The sequence below is a fragment of the Janthinobacterium sp. GW458P genome (assembly GCF_002127585.1).
Lineage (GTDB): Bacteria > Pseudomonadota > Gammaproteobacteria > Burkholderiales > Burkholderiaceae_D > Janthinobacterium.
Genome location: NZ_NEGZ01000005.1, coordinates 78,305 through 92,332 on the forward strand (window position 1 = coordinate 78,305; position 14,028 = coordinate 92,332).

At 63.0% G+C, this 14,028-nt stretch carries 15 protein-coding genes; 6 read left to right on the top strand and 9 right to left on the bottom strand.

Annotated elements, in window-relative coordinates; genetic code table 11:
- Positions 1 to 22: 22 nt before the first annotated feature.
- The 3 genes from CBW50_RS05945 to CBW50_RS05955 are packed head-to-tail and all read right to left on the bottom strand — an operon-like array spanning position 23 to position 2,951.
- Positions 23 to 1,477: an NAD(P)(+) transhydrogenase (Re/Si-specific) subunit beta gene (locus CBW50_RS05945; RefSeq protein WP_086144683.1), complete on the bottom strand. Its 1,455-nt coding sequence runs from the start codon at positions 1,475 to 1,477 to the stop codon at positions 23 to 25.
- A gap of 8 nt (positions 1,478 to 1,485) precedes the next feature.
- Entirely contained in the window at positions 1,486 to 1,800 is a 315-nt protein-coding gene (locus tag CBW50_RS05950; RefSeq protein ID WP_071321726.1) for an NAD(P) transhydrogenase subunit alpha, read from the bottom strand.
- Between the two features lie 38 nt (positions 1,801 to 1,838).
- Complete coding sequence (locus tag CBW50_RS05955) at positions 1,839 to 2,951, bottom strand: Re/Si-specific NAD(P)(+) transhydrogenase subunit alpha (protein ID WP_086144684.1); 1,113 nt, start codon at positions 2,949 to 2,951, stop codon at positions 1,839 to 1,841.
- Positions 2,952 to 3,363: 412 nt separating this feature from the next.
- On the opposite strand from CBW50_RS05955, the gene CBW50_RS05960 reads away from it, so the two are divergent.
- Both CBW50_RS05960 and mnmA read left to right on the top strand, forming a co-directional pair.
- Complete coding sequence (locus CBW50_RS05960) at positions 3,364 to 3,843, top strand: NUDIX hydrolase (RefSeq protein WP_076571927.1); 480 nt, start codon at positions 3,364 to 3,366, stop codon at positions 3,841 to 3,843.
- A 43-nt stretch (positions 3,844 to 3,886) separates the two neighbouring features.
- Entirely contained in the window at positions 3,887 to 5,002 is a 1,116-nt protein-coding gene (gene mnmA, locus CBW50_RS05965; protein ID WP_086144685.1) for a tRNA 2-thiouridine(34) synthase MnmA, read from the top strand.
- Positions 5,003 to 5,157: 155 nt separating this feature from the next.
- Here mnmA and CBW50_RS05970 read toward each other — a convergent pair whose 3' ends face one another.
- From CBW50_RS05970 to CBW50_RS05985, 4 genes are all read right to left on the bottom strand, one after another.
- Positions 5,158 to 5,565: a response regulator gene (locus tag CBW50_RS05970; RefSeq protein ID WP_086144753.1), complete on the bottom strand. Its 408-nt coding sequence runs from the start codon at positions 5,563 to 5,565 to the stop codon at positions 5,158 to 5,160.
- A gap of 45 nt (positions 5,566 to 5,610) precedes the next feature.
- On the bottom strand, positions 5,611 to 6,384 hold the full coding sequence (locus tag CBW50_RS05975) for a 5'-3' exonuclease H3TH domain-containing protein (protein ID WP_086144686.1): 774 nt from the start codon (positions 6,382 to 6,384) through the stop codon (positions 5,611 to 5,613).
- Between the two features lie 69 nt (positions 6,385 to 6,453).
- Positions 6,454 to 6,888 (bottom strand): Sbal_3080 family lipoprotein, encoded by a 435-nt coding sequence (locus tag CBW50_RS05980; protein ID WP_086144687.1) that lies wholly within the window; start codon positions 6,886 to 6,888, stop codon positions 6,454 to 6,456.
- A gap of 118 nt (positions 6,889 to 7,006) precedes the next feature.
- Positions 7,007 to 7,678 carry a glutathione S-transferase gene (locus tag CBW50_RS05985; protein ID WP_086144688.1) on the bottom strand — a complete coding sequence of 224 codons (672 nt, stop codon included), beginning with the start codon at positions 7,676 to 7,678 and terminating at the stop codon, positions 7,007 to 7,009.
- A gap of 166 nt (positions 7,679 to 7,844) precedes the next feature.
- On the opposite strand from CBW50_RS05985, the gene CBW50_RS05990 reads away from it, so the two are divergent.
- The 4 genes from CBW50_RS05990 to nagZ all read left to right on the top strand — a co-directional run bounded on the left by CBW50_RS05990 (position 7,845) and on the right by nagZ (position 13,464).
- Entirely contained in the window at positions 7,845 to 8,897 is a 1,053-nt protein-coding gene (locus CBW50_RS05990) for a YjgN family protein (RefSeq protein ID WP_086144689.1), read from the top strand.
- Positions 8,898 to 8,900: 3 nt separating this feature from the next.
- Complete coding sequence (locus CBW50_RS05995) at positions 8,901 to 9,911, top strand: M48 family metallopeptidase (RefSeq protein ID WP_086144690.1); 1,011 nt, start codon at positions 8,901 to 8,903, stop codon at positions 9,909 to 9,911.
- A 223-nt stretch (positions 9,912 to 10,134) separates the two neighbouring features.
- Positions 10,135 to 11,745: an FMN-binding glutamate synthase family protein gene (locus CBW50_RS06000; protein WP_086144691.1), complete on the top strand. Its 1,611-nt coding sequence runs from the start codon at positions 10,135 to 10,137 to the stop codon at positions 11,743 to 11,745.
- A gap of 177 nt (positions 11,746 to 11,922) precedes the next feature.
- Positions 11,923 to 13,464: a beta-N-acetylhexosaminidase gene (gene nagZ / locus CBW50_RS06005; protein ID WP_086144692.1), complete on the top strand. Its 1,542-nt coding sequence runs from the start codon at positions 11,923 to 11,925 to the stop codon at positions 13,462 to 13,464.
- A 47-nt stretch (positions 13,465 to 13,511) separates the two neighbouring features.
- Here nagZ and CBW50_RS29265 read toward each other — a convergent pair whose 3' ends face one another.
- Together CBW50_RS29265 and CBW50_RS06010 are read right to left on the bottom strand one after the other, a co-directional pair.
- The gene (locus CBW50_RS29265; RefSeq protein ID WP_172404685.1) at positions 13,512 to 13,682 is read right to left on the bottom strand and encodes a hypothetical protein; all 171 of its coding nucleotides are present in this window, start codon (positions 13,680 to 13,682) and stop codon (positions 13,512 to 13,514) included.
- Between the two features lie 64 nt (positions 13,683 to 13,746).
- A complete protein-coding gene (locus tag CBW50_RS06010) occupies positions 13,747 to 14,028 on the bottom strand; it encodes a DUF6587 family protein (RefSeq protein ID WP_086144693.1) in 282 nt (93 codons plus the stop codon).

Sequence of the window (14,028 nt, forward strand, 5' to 3'; positions counted from 1 at the left end):
GCGTCGCCTGCGGCGCTGGCGTTTATTCGACCGCTTTCAGCATGTCCTCGATCACCTTCTTGGCGTCGCCAAATACCATCATCGTGTTCGGCTGGTAGAACAGCTCATTGTCCAGGCCCGCATAGCCGGACGCCATCGAGCGCTTGTTGACGATGATGCTCTTGGCCTTGTACGCCTCGAGGATCGGCATGCCGGCGATCGGCGATTTCGGGTCTTTTGCCGCCGGGTTGACGACGTCGTTCGCGCCCAGCACCAGCACCACGTCGGTCTGGCCGAATTCACCGTTGATGTCTTCCATCTCGAAGACCTGGTCGTACGGCACCTCGGCCTCGGCCAGCAGCACGTTCATGTGGCCCGGCATGCGCCCCGCCACCGGGTGGATCGCATACTTGACGGTGACGCCCTTGTGCGTGAGCTTTTCCACCAGTTCCTTGAGCGAATGCTGCGCGCGCGCCACGGCCAGGCCATAGCCTGGCACGATGATGACGGTTTCCGCATTGCCCATGATGAAGGCGGCATCGTCGGCCGAGCCCGATTTGACGGGGCGCTGTTCCTGCGCGCCGCCGCTGGCCGCGGCCGGTGCATCGCCGCCAAAGCCGCCGAGGATGACGTTGAAGAACGAGCGGTTCATGGCCTTGCACATGATGTACGACAGGATCGCGCCCGAAGACCCCACGAGCGAGCCGGCGATGATCAGCATCGAGTTATTCAGCGAAAAGCCGATGCCCGCCGCGGCCCAGCCCGAATAGCTGTTGAGCATCGACACCACCACCGGCATGTCGGCGCCGCCGATGGGGATGATGATCAGCACGCCCAGCGCAAAGGCGATCAGGGCCATGATGATGAACGGCGTCCACGCCGGCTGCACGCCGTCGGCGAAGCAGAAGGCCAGGCCCAGGCCCACCATCACCAGCGCCAGCACCAGGTTGAGCATGTGCTGGCCCTTGAAGCTGACGGGCGCGCCCTGGAACAGGCGGAACTTGTACTTGCCTGACAGCTTGCCGAAGGCGATCACCGAACCGGAGAACGTGATGGCGCCGACAAAGGTGCCGATGAACAGCTCGAAGCGGTTGCCGATGGGCAGCGCCTCGCCGTTTTTGGCGATATTGAAGGCCCACGGTTCCGACACGGCCGCCACGGCGATGCAGACGGCCGCCAGGCCGATCAGCGAGTGCATGGCCGCCACCAGTTCCGGCATCTTCGTCATTTCCACGGTTTTTGCCAGGTAGGCGCCGATGGCGCCGCCCGTGACGATGCCGATGATGACGAGGGTCAGGCCCATGCCGCCCGTCTGCTGCTCCTTGAGTTTCAGGATCAGCGCCACGGTGGTGACGGCGGCAATGGCCATGCCGCTCATGCCGAAGGCATTGCCGCGGCGCGCCGTCGAGGGCGACGACAGCCCTTTCAGGGCCTGGATGAAGCACACCGACGCGATCAGGTACATCATCGTCACCAGGTTCATGGTGACGAAGCTCATGGCGTGACTCATTCTTTCGCTCCTTGCTTGGCTTTCGGTTCTTTTTTACGGAACATCTCGAGCATGCGCTGCGTGACGAGGAAGCCGCCGAACACGTTGACGGCGGCCAGCGCCACTGCCAGCGTGCCGGCCGCCTGCGCCAGCGGACCATCCGTCAGGCCGGCCGCCAGCATGGCGCCAACGATGATGATGGCGGAAATGGCGTTGGTGACGGCCATCAGCGGCGTATGCAGCGCCGGCGTGACGGTCCAGACGACGTGGTAGCCGACATAAATGGCCAGCACGAAGATGATCAGGTTGGTGATGGTGTGACTGATTTCCATGATGTTGTTCTCTCCCTGTGCCGCATTATTTTCGTAACTTATTTGCGCAAGATCACGCTGTCCGCGCAAACCAGGCTGGCCTTGATGATTTCATCCTCGCGGTCGATCAGCAGCTGATCGTCCTTGTCGATGATGAGCTTCAAAAAGTCCAGCACGTTGCGCGCATACAGGGCCGAGGCATCGGCCGCCACCAGGGTCGCCAGGTTCGGCTCGCCCACGATGTAGACGCCGTGCTTGAGCACCGTCTTGCCCAGTTCCGACAGCGGGCAGTTGCCGCCCTGCTCCACGGCCAGGTCGACGATGACGGAACCGGGTTTCATGGCTTTCACCGTTTCTTCGGAAATGAGCACGGGCGCGGCGCGGCCGGGGATCAGTGCCGTGGTGATGATGATGTCGGCCAGTTTCGCCCGTTCGTGCACCAGTTCGGCCTGGCGGCGCATCCAGTCGGCCGGCATGGCGCGCGCATAGCCGCCCGACCCCTTGGCGATTTCCTTTTCTTCCTCGGTGAGGAAAGGCACGTCGAGGAACTTGGCGCCCAGCGATTCAACTTGTTCCTTGACGGGCGGGCGCACGTCGGACGCCTCGATGACGGCGCCCAGGCGCTTGGCCGTGGCGATCGCCTGCAAACCGGCCACGCCCACGCCCATGATCAGCACGCGGGCCGCTTTCACCGTGCCGGCCGCTGTCATCAGCATGGGCATGAAGCGCTGGTAGGTATTGGCGGCCACCAGCACGGCCTTGTAGCCGGCAATATTTGCCTGCGAGGACAGCACGTCCATCGACTGCGCGCGCGTGATGCGCGGCACGGCTTCCAGGGCGAAGGCGGACAGCCCGGCCGCGGCCATGGCGGCGATATTGTCCGCGTCAAACGGGTTCAACATGCCGACCAGCACGGTGCCGCCGGCCATCAGGGTCCGTTCTTCGGCATCGGGAGCGCGCACCTTGAGCACGATGGCGCAGCCGTAGGCTTCCTGGGCGGTGCCGATCTGCGCGCCGGCGGCGGCGTACGCGTCGTCGGGAATCGACGCTTGCACGCCCGCGCCCGCCTGTACGACGACCTGATGCCTGGCCGCCAGCTTCTTGACTGTCTCGGGCGTCGCTGCCACCCGGGTCTCACCGGGCCGCGTTTCGGCCGGTATGCCTATCCTCATGATGCCTCCGCAAATTGATAAACTGACTAGAATCTAACACGGAAAGCCGCGCGTTAAACGTTTGTGAACCAGCAACTTTTAGGCACAGGACACTAATTCCCCCGAAATGGCAGCGCTCGTTTCGCCATGCGGTGCAGCGACCGTATTATGGGAAATGTGTGTCAATCTCACCACAGTCCACGCCGCATGCGCGCTTGTTTTGACCAGGCGGAAGGCCTATATTGACGAGCGCTTCCTGCCGCCTTGCCGCCTAAGCCCCCATGCTAGTGCGCTCCCCGGGAAAGACGTAAGTACCTCCCACCGCTATTTGCTAAAACGTTGTCATTTATCAATATGTCCGCGCAACAGAAGGCCGCGTTCAAACCGCGCGCGCAGAACAAGATAAAATGTCGGCTCTTTCAAGGATGGAATCATGCCGAGAATCTGGAAACCCTCTGTCACCGTTGCCGCCATCGTCGAGCGCGACGGCCTGTTTTTACTGATTGAAGAAGAGACCAGCGAAGGCATCAAGATCAATCAGCCGGCCGGCCATCTCGACCCGTTCGAATCGCTGGAGCAGGCCGTCATCCGCGAAACGCTGGAGGAAGCGGCCTATGATTTCATTCCCACGGCGCTGGTCGGCATGTACATGTCGCGCTACCAGTCGCTGCGCACGGGCGAGGATGTGACCTATCTGCGCTTCACCTTTTGCGGCACGGCCGGCGCCGAGCATGACCGCCCGCTGGACGAAGGCATCATCCGCACCCTGTGGATGACGCGCGACGAGCTGGCGGCGTGCCAGGAGCGCCACCGCAGCCCGCTGGTGCTGCAGTGCGTGGACGAATACCTGGCTGGCCGGCGCGCGCCGCTGGCCCTGCTGCACACGCATACGTCGGTCTTTAACAGCGCATAGACCCGCGCATGGCAACATTATCTAAAGTACACTGGAAAGCAAGATGAGCAAGAAGAAAGTCGTTATCGGCATGTCGGGCGGGGTCGATTCCTCGGTCGCGGCATGGATGCTGAAGGAACAAGGCTATGAAGTCATCGGCCTGTTCATGAAAAACTGGGAAGATGACGACGATTCGGAATACTGCTCCACGCGCCAGGACTGGATCGACGCGGCCAGCGTGGCCGACGTCATCGGCGTCGATATCGAAGCCGTCAATTTCGCCTCCGAATACAAGGACCGCGTCTTCGCCGACTTCCTGCGCGAATACCAGGCCGGCCGCACGCCGAACCCGGACGTGCTGTGCAACGCCGAAATCAAGTTCAAGGCTTTTCTTGACCATGCCATGACCCTGGGCGCCGACCTGATCGCCACCGGCCACTATGCGCGCGTGCGCCAGGCGCCCACCGACGCGGGCCGCTACGAACTGCTCAAGGCCGTCGACGCCAGCAAGGATCAAAGCTACTTCCTGCACCGCTTGAACCAGGCGCAGTTGTCCAAGACCTTGTTTCCGCTCGGTGAAATCCCGAAGACGCAAGTGCGCCAGATCGCGGAAAAGCTGGCCCTGCCGAATGCGCAAAAAAAGGATTCGACGGGCATTTGCTTCATTGGCGAGCGCCCGTTCCGCGAATTTTTGAACCGCTACCTGTCGTACAAGCCGGGTCCGATGAAAACGGCCGACGGCAAGACCGTGGGCGAACACGTGGGACTGAGTTTTTATACCCTGGGCCAGCGCAAGGGCATCGGCATCGGCGGCGTGAAGTCATACCAGAACGCCGACGGCAGCAGCGACGCCTGGTATGTGGCGCGCAAGGATATCGCCAACAACACCCTGTGGGTGGTGCAGGGCCACGACCACCCTTGGCTGCTGTCGCCGGCCTTGACGGCCGACCAGGCCAGCTGGGTCGCCGGCAGCGCGCCGCAAGCGGGCGCCCTGTCCGCCAAGACGCGCTACCGCCAGGCCGACGTGGCCTGCCAGTTGCTGCCTGATGGAAATGAAAATTTTGGCCTGGCCTTTGATCAGGCGCAATGGGCCGTCACGCCGGGCCAGTCGGCCGTGTTGTACGACGGCGACGTCTGCCTCGGTGGCGGCATCATCGCCAGCGCGACGGGCCTGGCCTAAAGTCAGCTTGGTTAAGTAGATTTTTACCAATCCAACTCAATAACAACACCTGAGACAATCGTAGCGAGCGGCAGTGAGTTGTGGCCGAGAAGCGCAACTGTACTTTAGTACAGTGAGCATCGCCGGCCGCAAATCGCGACGCGCAGCAGATTTTATCAGGTGTCTTTCGCAGCGGCGGCCAGCGCCTGCTGCTGCTTGCGCACCATGGCAATGACGGTATTGCGCACGGTTTTCAGGACCGTGTCGGCCATGAAGGGTTTCACGATGAAGCCCGACACGCCCATGGCGTGGGCCGCCTGCAGCGAGGCCGCGTCTATGCCGCCCGAAACCATGAAAATGAGCGTCTTCGGGTACTGGGCGCGGATGGTTTGCACCACGTTGGTCCCGTCTTCCACCTGCTCGCGCGCGATGCAGACGAAATGCGGGTGGTGCTTGACCAGCAGCGCCAGTCCCAGCGCGCTGGTATGCGTCTGCCCGCAGACATCGTAGCCGCCATCGGTCAGGACCGTGTTCAGCAGGCCGCGCGCCACGGCGCTGCTATCGATCAGGACTGTCTTTAACATCATGATTTACATCCTTGCTTGATTGTTCTTGTGTTGCGCCAGCGCTTACTTCTCCCACGCCAGCTTGTTCCAGGTCACGCCCAACGTCACGTCGGTCTTGAGTTCGACCAACTTTCTTGAAAGATACAGTATTTCCCGCTCTTTTCGCAGGCTTTCACCGAGCGCGCCGGGCAAAATGCCCGCGCCGGCCATCACGGCGTCGATATTGCCGTACGCACGCAACAGTTTCGCACCCGTCTTCAGGCCGATCTTCGACACGCCGGGGATGCTGTCGGTGACGTCGCCCATCAGCGCCAGCAGGTCGGGCAGCAGGTCCGGCGGCACGCCGAACTTTTTCTCGACCCAGGCATGGTCGTGCCAGATGCCCTTGAAATGGTCCCATACCAGCGCGCCGTGGGCGATCAGGCCGTGCAAATCCTTGTCGGTGGTGGCGATGACGGCCGCGCCGCGCCCCTCGTGCAGCCAGCGCATGACGGCCGTGCCGATCACGTCGTCGGCCTCCACTTCGGGGATGCTCACCACGTGCATGCCGAAGCTGGCCAGCGTGGCGTAAAAGCCGGGCAAGGCGTCGCGCAGCACTTGCGGCATGGGCTGGCGCCCCTCGCGGTAGCCCGCATACAGGGCGTGGCGCCAGGTGGGGCCGCCATAGTCGAAGGCCGGCAGGATGTGCGTCGGCTCGTGGTCGTTGATGAGGGTGCGGAACGACGACAGCGCATGGCGCAGCGCGATCTCCGCCTTCAGGTCGGAATCGGGTTCAGGACTGGCTTCGTAGACGCGGCGTACGATATTCAAGCCGTCGATAGCGAGGAGTCTGGCCATGCGGTTAAAAGGACTATTGATGCTTGTTCAAGCACGCATTTTACCGCATGGACAGGGCCATCCGCAGTTTCAGCCGCCAGCGCCGCCCGGGAAAAGCTGGTTGACCAATTCGCCTATCTTTTTGTCCGCATCGATGAACTTGGCCGTATTCATGCCGGCGCGATTGGCGTCGTACATGGCTTCACCGATCACCTTGCCCTTGTTGTACACCTTGATGTTTGCATAATTCATGTACAACGCCAGATCCCAGCGCCAGTTCGCCGTGTACGTGGACGTCAGCGGGCATTCGATGATCGACGCGGCCGCAGGCAACTGGCGTGCGACATATCCCTTGCCTTCGAGCGCACGTTTATAGGAAGCCATGAACCCGACGCGGACATCGGGGTTTTCCAGAATGCACACTTCTTTGCTGGCAAAATGCTCGACCGGCTTGACGGTTTGCGTAATGGCGCAACCGGTGAAGAGGAAGACCACGGCGGAGAGCAGCGTAATTTTTTTGATCATGAGGGGGCGCGCATCGCAGCGCGGTCAGATAGTTGCATAAAGGAAAATATTTTATAGCAAAATCATGCAAACAGGTAATATTACTTTCTTTGCATGCCACCTCCCCAGGCACGGCGTATTACTTTGCGAAATCGTAGGGCCCGCCCCGCTCCAGCGCGCGCCGGTAGGCGGGCCGCGCGTGGATGCGCTGCAAAAAGGCCGTCAGTTTCGGCAGGCGCTCGTCGAGCCCGGCGCGCATGGCGGCCGCTTCCAGCGGAAAGCTCATCTGGATGTCGGCCGCCGTGAACTCGTTGCCGGCAAACCATTTTGTTTTCTCCAGTTCCGCTTCCATATAGGCCAGCTGGCTATTGATATTGGGCAAGATGAAGCTGCTTTTGACCTTGCCGGCGATGCCGCGCGCAATCGGCTTGACGAAAAACGGCATCGGCGACGACTCGACCTTGTCGAATACCAGCTTCATCAGCAGCGGCGGCATGGCCGAGCCTTCCGCGAAGTGCAGCCAGTAAGTCCAGCGCAGCTTCTCGGGCGAACCTGCCGCCGGTATCAAGCGGCCATTGCCGTAGCGTTCCACCAGGTAATCGATGATGGCGCCCGATTCGGCGATCGTGTTGGCGCCGTCCGTGATCACGGGCGACTTGCCCAGCGGATGCACGGCCTTCAGCGAGGCGGGCGCCAGCATGGTTTGCGGATCGCGCTGGTAGCGCTTGACCTCGTAGTCGAGGCCCAGTTCCTCGAGCAGCCAGAGCACGCGCTGCGAGCGCGAATTGTTCAGATGGTGGACGACGATCATGGTTGTTCCGTTAGGCGATGGTTGAGTTCCAGTATAGCCGGGACGGGAAAATCGCGGCGGCAGGGGCCGAGCACCAAAAATAATTGCGAAAAACAGTATTTTCAATTGATAACTTTTCAATATTCCCTTATCTTGTTTTGTTTCCAATAAGTAAGGAAACCCCCCTGTGGATTTCGACACCAACAACACTACTCCCCGGCGCGAAGCCATCACCTTCAGCGCCACGGGCAGCGAATACTTCCGTATCTGGATCGTCAACCTGCTGCTGAGCATCGTCACCCTGGGCATTTACTCGGCCTGGGCCAAGGTGCGCCGCAACCGCTATTTCTATTCCAGCACCCACCTGGCCGGCAGCAGCTTCGAATACCATGGCAATGCCGTCGCCATCCTGAAAGGCCGCATCGCGGCCGTGGTGCTGATCGGCGGCTACAACATCGCCCTGAAGCTTTCACCCATCGTGGGCCTGCTGATGTTCGTGCTGCTGGCCGCCATCCTGCCCTGGCTGGTATGGAAAAGCCTGCAGTTCAAGCTGTACAACACCAGCTACCGGGGCATCCGCTTCGGTTTCGGCGGCAGCGCCAAAGAGGCCTACAAGTATTTCCTGTGGCTGCCCATCCTCAATACCTTCACCCTGGGCCTGATGACGCCCTTCCTGCACCAGCGCCTGAAGCGCTTCCAGCACACGCAAAGCCGCTTCGGCACCAGCCCGTTCAGCTTTGACGCCACGGTCGGCAGCTTCTACAAGACCTACCTGCTGTTCTTCGCGCTGCTGCTGGGCGGCCTGCTGGTCCTGATTTTCGTCGTCTTCGGCAGCGTGTTCGCCTCGTTTGCCGCCAATCTGAACGACAGGGCCAAGGTCGGCAGCCTGCTGTTCGCCATCGGCGCCCTGTACCTGTGGGCGTTTACCGTGCTGCCGCTGTTCCTGACCATGATCCAGAACCTGATCTGGAACAATACGCGCTTGCAGCAGCACCAGTTCCAGTCGCAGCTGACCTGGGGCCGCACCACCTTCATCATGCTGACCAACCTGCTGGGCGTGGTCTTCACCCTGGGCCTGTTCGCGCCATTCGCCCATGTGCGCTGGCTGAAGTACCGCCTGGAGGCGACGTCGATGCTCGTGCATGGCAGCCTGGACGAGTTTGTCGCCGCCACGGGCCAGCAAGTGTCGGCCACGGGCGAAGGCATGGCCGACCTGCTGGACTTCGACCTGTCGATGTAAGCAATGAACGCCGACACGCAAGAAGACCACGCCGCGCTGGCCGCCCGCTATTTCGACGGCCAGAGTTCGCGCCTGTACCGCGTCACGCTCAGCGTGCGCGATGGCGTGGCCGTGCTGGCGGGCGACATCGCGCGCAGCTGCCCGCTGGGCGAGCTGCACGTGTCCGAACGCAGCAGCCACGCCGTGCGCAAGGTCAGCTTTCCTGACGGCGCCTACCTGGAAATCGCCGACCAGGCGGCCTTCAACAGCCTGCTGCACGCCACCGGCCACCGCGACGGCTGGGTGGTGCGGCTGCAGCAAAGCTGGCGCGGCGCGCTGCTGGCGACGGTGGCCACGGTGCTGGCCCTCTGGCTCAGCTATCAATACCTGCTGCCGCTGGCGGCGCAAGGCATCGCCCATGCGATTCCGCAATCGGTCGAGCGCCAGCTGGGCCAGGGCGTGCTCGATTTCCTCGACCAGCACGTGTTTGCGCCAAGTCAACTCGATGCGGCGCGCCAGCAAGCCTTGCGCAGCCAGTTTGCGCGCCTGGCCACGCCCGGCAACAGCGCGCCCGAGCACCGCATCGTTTTCCGCAAGAGCAAGATCGGCCCGAACGCGTTCGCCCTGCCTTCCGGCGACATCGTGCTCACCGATGAAATGGTCGAACTGCTGCCGGACGACCAGGCCATCATGGGCGTGCTGGCGCATGAACTGGGCCATCTGCAGCAGCGCCACCTGACGCGGCGCATCATCCAGACTTCGGCCGTGGGCGCCGGCGCGGCGCTGCTGTTCGGCGACGTGTCGACGGTGGTGGCGACCCTGCCGCCGATGCTGCTGGACCTGAAGTATTCGCGCGACGTCGAGCGCGACGCGGACGATTACGCGATCGCCATGCTGCGCCAGAACGGCATCGCGCTGGAACACCTGGCGCAGGTGTTTGTCGCCCTGGGCAAGCTGGGCGACGGCACGCCCTACCTGTCGAGCCATCCGGCCAGCACCGAACGGGTCGAACGTATCCGCGCGGCACAACGGTGAACACCTGACCAAACCGACTGCGCGTCGCACTTTGCGGCCGGCGATGCTCACCGTACTAAAGTACGGTTGCGCTTCTCGGCCACAAATCACTGCCGCTCGCTACGGTTTTGTCAGGTGTCGCATGCGTGGATAGCGTCGCTCCAACCGCACACTTTCCCATTCAGCAAGATCCACAAATCACCGGTACACTCAGCAGTATCAGTCTGACTTCCCCGGAGTGCCCATGCACCTAGTACCATTTCGCTACCTGACCTTCATTGCGACGGCAGCCATCTTTGTCCTGTCCGTGTTTTACTATGACCATTACTGGCTGCCCGTGCTGGCCGGCGCGCTGACCCTGGTCGGCATCAGCGACCTGCTGCAGACGAAGCGCGCGCTGCGCCGCAACTATCCCATCCTCGCCCACTTCCGCTTCTTTTTTGAAAGCATCCGCCCCGAGATCCGCCAGTATTTCCTGGAAAGCGACAGCGAGGCGACGCCGTTCTCGCGCAGCCAGCGCAGCATCGTCTACCAGCGCGCCAAGGAACAGACGGACAAGCGCCCGTTCGGCACCCAGCTCGACGTGTATGAAGCGGGCTATGAATGGATCAACCACTCCATCGCCCCCGCCAAGGTCACGGGCCACGATTTCCGCATCGACATCGGCAACCATCCGGATTGCCCGCGCGCCAAGCCGTATTCGGCCAGCGTCTTCAATATCTCGGCGATGAGCTTTGGCGCCCTGTCGGCCAACGCCATCCTGGCCCTGAACGGCGGCGCGCGCAGCGGCGGCTTCATGCACGACACGGGCGAAGGCAGCATCAGCCCCTACCACCGCGAAAACGGCGGCGACCTGGTATGGGAAATCGGCTCCGGCTACTTCGGCTGCCGCAACCAGGACGGCACGTTTTCCGAAGAGCGCTTCGTCGCCAACGCCAGCTCCGAACAGGTGAAAATGATCGAGCTGAAAATGTCGCAGGGTGCCAAGCCGGGCCACGGCGGCGTGCTGCCCGGTCCCAAGGTGACGATCGAGATCGCCACCACGCGCGGCGTGATGGTGGGCGAGGATTGCGTCTCGCCGGCGGCGCACAGCGCCTTTTCCACGCCACTGGAAATGCTGCGCTTTATCGACCGCCTGCGCACGCTCTCGGGCGGCAAGCCGACGGGCTTCAAGCTGGCCATCGGCCACCCTTGGGAGTTTTTTGCCATCGTCAAGGCCATGCTGGAAACGGACATCACGCCCGACTTCATCGTCGTCGACGGCAGCGAAGGCGGCACGGGCGCGGCGCCCCTGGAATTTACGGACCACGTGGGCACGCCGCTGCAGGAAGCGCTGGTACTCGTGCATAACACGCTGGTGGGCGCCAATCTGCGAGACAGGATCAAGATCGGCTGCTCGGGCAAGATCATCACGGCCTTCGACATCGCCCGCCTGCTGGCGCTGGGCGCCGACTGGTGCAATTCGGCGCGCGGCTTCATGTTCGCGCTGGGCTGCATCCAGTCGCAAAGCTGCCACACGGACCGCTGCCCCACGGGCGTGGCCACGCAGGACCCGCAGCGCCAGCGCGCGCTGGTGGTCGACGACAAGATTTCTCGCGTGGCGCACTTCCACCAGAACACCATGAAGGCGCTGGCCGAACTGATCGCCGCCGCCGGCCTGTCGCACCCGCAGGAGCTGCGTCCGCATCACCTGGTGCGGCGCATCTCGCCGAACCAGGTGAAACTGGCCTCGGCCCTGCTGCCCTTCCTGGAAGCGGGCCAGCTGCTCGATCCGAGCCAGCTGCCGCAGCTGCCGCCCGTGTTCGGCCAGTACTGGCCCAAGGCCCAGGCCGCATCGTTCCAGAGCCTGGCCTGAGCCCGCCCTTGCGCAAGCAATACCACTTAATAACCACTTGCGCAAATATCCAAATCCAATACAATACCAAAATAAGCATAAAACAAAGGCAGCTTTTCCGGTGACCGCTCCGATGCGTCACCGTGGCCCACAATACGGACTTGTCGTCATCTGAATGAATACCGGAGGAGTTGCAGCATGGAGCAGGGTTTGCGCGAGAAAGTAGGACAGCTATTCATGGTGGGCTTCGACGCCCTGCAGGCGGACGAGCATATCAAGACCTTGATACGCAACAAGAAGGTGGGCGGCGTGATTTTGTTCCGCCGCAATGTGCACACGCCCGCGCAAGTGTCGGCCCTGTGCCGCGAGCTGCAGGAAATCAACGCGGAAGTGTCCGACATCCCGCTGCTCATCTCCATCGACCAGGAAGGCGGCATGGTCATGCGCATCGAGCAGGGCGTCACGCCGATACCCGCCGCGATGGCCTTCCAGGCGGCCGGCTCCGTGGAAGACTGCGAACGCATGAACCAGATCAGCGGCGATGAAATGCGCCAAGTGGGCATCAATATGCTGCTCGCCCCCGTGCTGGACGTGAACAACAACCGCAGCAACCCCGTCATCGGCGTGCGCGCGTATGGCGAGGACGCCGCCACCGTCATCGACTACGGCATGGCGGCCATGCGCGGCCAGCGCGCCAGCGGCCTGGCCGTCACCGCCAAGCACTTCCCCGGCCACGGCGACACGGCCATCGACACGCATTACGCCATGGCGCTGGTCCCGCACGACAAGGAACGCCTGCGCGCGGTGGAACTGGCGCCCTTCCGCGCGGCCATTGCCGGCGGCGTGGACGCCATCATGACGGCGCACGTGGTCTTCCCCGCCTTCGAGGCCGACACCAGCGTGCCGGCGACGCTGTCGAAAGGCGTGCTGACGGACCTGCTGCGCGGCGAAATGCAATACAAGGGCGTGGTCATCACCGACTGCCTGGAAATGGCCGCCATCGCCGACGGCATCGGCATCGCCCAGGGCGCCATCGCCACCTTGCAGGCGGGCGCCGACATCGTCCTCATCTCGCACCGCGAAGCGCAGCAGACGGCCGCCATCGACGCCGTCCTTGCCGCCGTGGAACGGGGCGACATTGCCATGGCGCGCATCGACGCCGCTTGCGCCCGCGTGGCTGAACTCAAGCGCAACCGCGCCGTGCGCGACTGGCGCGAACGTCCTGTCGTCCCGCCGGCGCTGATGCAGCCGGCCGCCATGGCTCTGTCGCAGCTGCTGCAAAAAGCGGCACTGCGCGTGCAGGGCGCATACCGCCCGCTCGACGCGGGCCTGCCCGTGACCCTGCTGACGGTGGAAGTGCGCTCGCGCAGCGAAATCGACGAAGTGGCGCTGGGCCGCAACAAGGAGGCGCGCAGCTCGATGCTGCCGGCGCTGCTCGAAGCGGGCCTGGACGTGCGCGAGTACGCCCTGTCGGCCGAGGCGCTGGACGAGGAAGTGGCCGCTGCCATTGATTTTGCACAAGGCGCGCAGCAGATCGTGCTGCAAACGTATAACGCCATGTTCGTCGACGGCCAACGCCGCCTCGTCGAGGCCCTGCCGCACGATAAACTGTGGCTGGTGGCGGGCCGTTTGCCGTATGACCTGGATCTGGCGCCGCAGGCGCAAGGCCGCCTGGCCGCCTTCGGCTGCCGCCCCGCCGCGCTCGTGCCAGTGGTGGAAAAACTGGCCGGCCAGGCGTAAGCGCAGTATCGGCGTAAAAAAACCCGCAGTCGCGGGTTTTTTTACGTTCAGGGCCGCTGAACTGGTGACACGGGCGGCAGGGCCGCTACCGCCAGCAAGGCGAATGGCCCGAGGAACAGGCCGATGCCGAACCAGAGTCCGCCGTGTCGGCCGCGCCGGCTGGCCAGCAGCCAGGTGGCGACGGCAAACAAAAACATGAAGATCAACAGTATCGCCATTGCCACTCCTTGCCATGCGGAAAGCCCAGTGTAGCCCACGGGCGCGCCCATGACCAGATGTACATCAATCCTGGCGCTGCACCTGCATCAGGATCACGCGCTTGCTGCTGCCGTCGGCCGGCGGCGTGGCGGACGGCGGCGGCGGGCTGTCGCAGGAGCCGCAGGAACCGCAGCCGCTGCCGCAGCCCGGCGCCACCCTGAAGAAGGTCGACATCTTCGCTTCATCGAGGCCGCAGCGCACCAGGCCGCGCACGATGGCGCGGCGCACGCCGGCCGGCAGGTATTTGGTCGAAAAATGCAGCAGCGCGGCTGCGACGATCAGGGCGACGATCAGGGTTTGCCACAT

What these genes read in the sequence shown, in the direction of transcription:
- CBW50_RS05950 (WP_071321726.1), bottom strand. Translation starts at nt 1,800, where the DNA reads ATGGAAATCAGTCACACCATCACCAACCTGATCATCTTCGTGCTGGCC.
- CBW50_RS06010 (WP_086144693.1), bottom strand. Translation starts at nt 14,028, where the DNA reads ATGTGGCAAACCCTGATCGTCGCCCTGATCGTCGCAGCCGCGCTGCTG.
- CBW50_RS05980 (WP_086144687.1), bottom strand. Translation starts at nt 6,888, where the DNA reads ATGATCAAAAAAATTACGCTGCTCTCCGCCGTGGTCTTCCTCTTCACC.
- CBW50_RS06000 (WP_086144691.1), top strand. Translation starts at nt 10,135, where the DNA reads ATGCACCTAGTACCATTTCGCTACCTGACCTTCATTGCGACGGCAGCC.
- mnmA (WP_086144685.1), top strand. Translation starts at nt 3,887, where the DNA reads ATGAGCAAGAAGAAAGTCGTTATCGGCATGTCGGGCGGGGTCGATTCC.
- CBW50_RS29265 (WP_172404685.1), bottom strand. Translation starts at nt 13,682, where the DNA reads ATGGCGATACTGTTGATCTTCATGTTTTTGTTTGCCGTCGCCACCTGG.
- CBW50_RS05975 (WP_086144686.1), bottom strand. Translation starts at nt 6,384, where the DNA reads ATGGCCAGACTCCTCGCTATCGACGGCTTGAATATCGTACGCCGCGTC.
- nagZ (WP_086144692.1), top strand. Translation starts at nt 11,923, where the DNA reads ATGGAGCAGGGTTTGCGCGAGAAAGTAGGACAGCTATTCATGGTGGGC.
- CBW50_RS05955 (WP_086144684.1), bottom strand. Translation starts at nt 2,951, where the DNA reads ATGAGGATAGGCATACCGGCCGAAACGCGGCCCGGTGAGACCCGGGTG.
- CBW50_RS05945 (WP_086144683.1), bottom strand. Translation starts at nt 1,477, where the DNA reads ATGAGCTTCGTCACCATGAACCTGGTGACGATGATGTACCTGATCGCG.
- CBW50_RS05985 (WP_086144688.1), bottom strand. Translation starts at nt 7,678, where the DNA reads ATGATCGTCGTCCACCATCTGAACAATTCGCGCTCGCAGCGCGTGCTC.
- CBW50_RS05995 (WP_086144690.1), top strand. Translation starts at nt 8,901, where the DNA reads ATGAACGCCGACACGCAAGAAGACCACGCCGCGCTGGCCGCCCGCTAT.
- CBW50_RS05960 (WP_076571927.1), top strand. Translation starts at nt 3,364, where the DNA reads ATGCCGAGAATCTGGAAACCCTCTGTCACCGTTGCCGCCATCGTCGAG.
- CBW50_RS05970 (WP_086144753.1), bottom strand. Translation starts at nt 5,565, where the DNA reads ATGTTAAAGACAGTCCTGATCGATAGCAGCGCCGTGGCGCGCGGCCTG.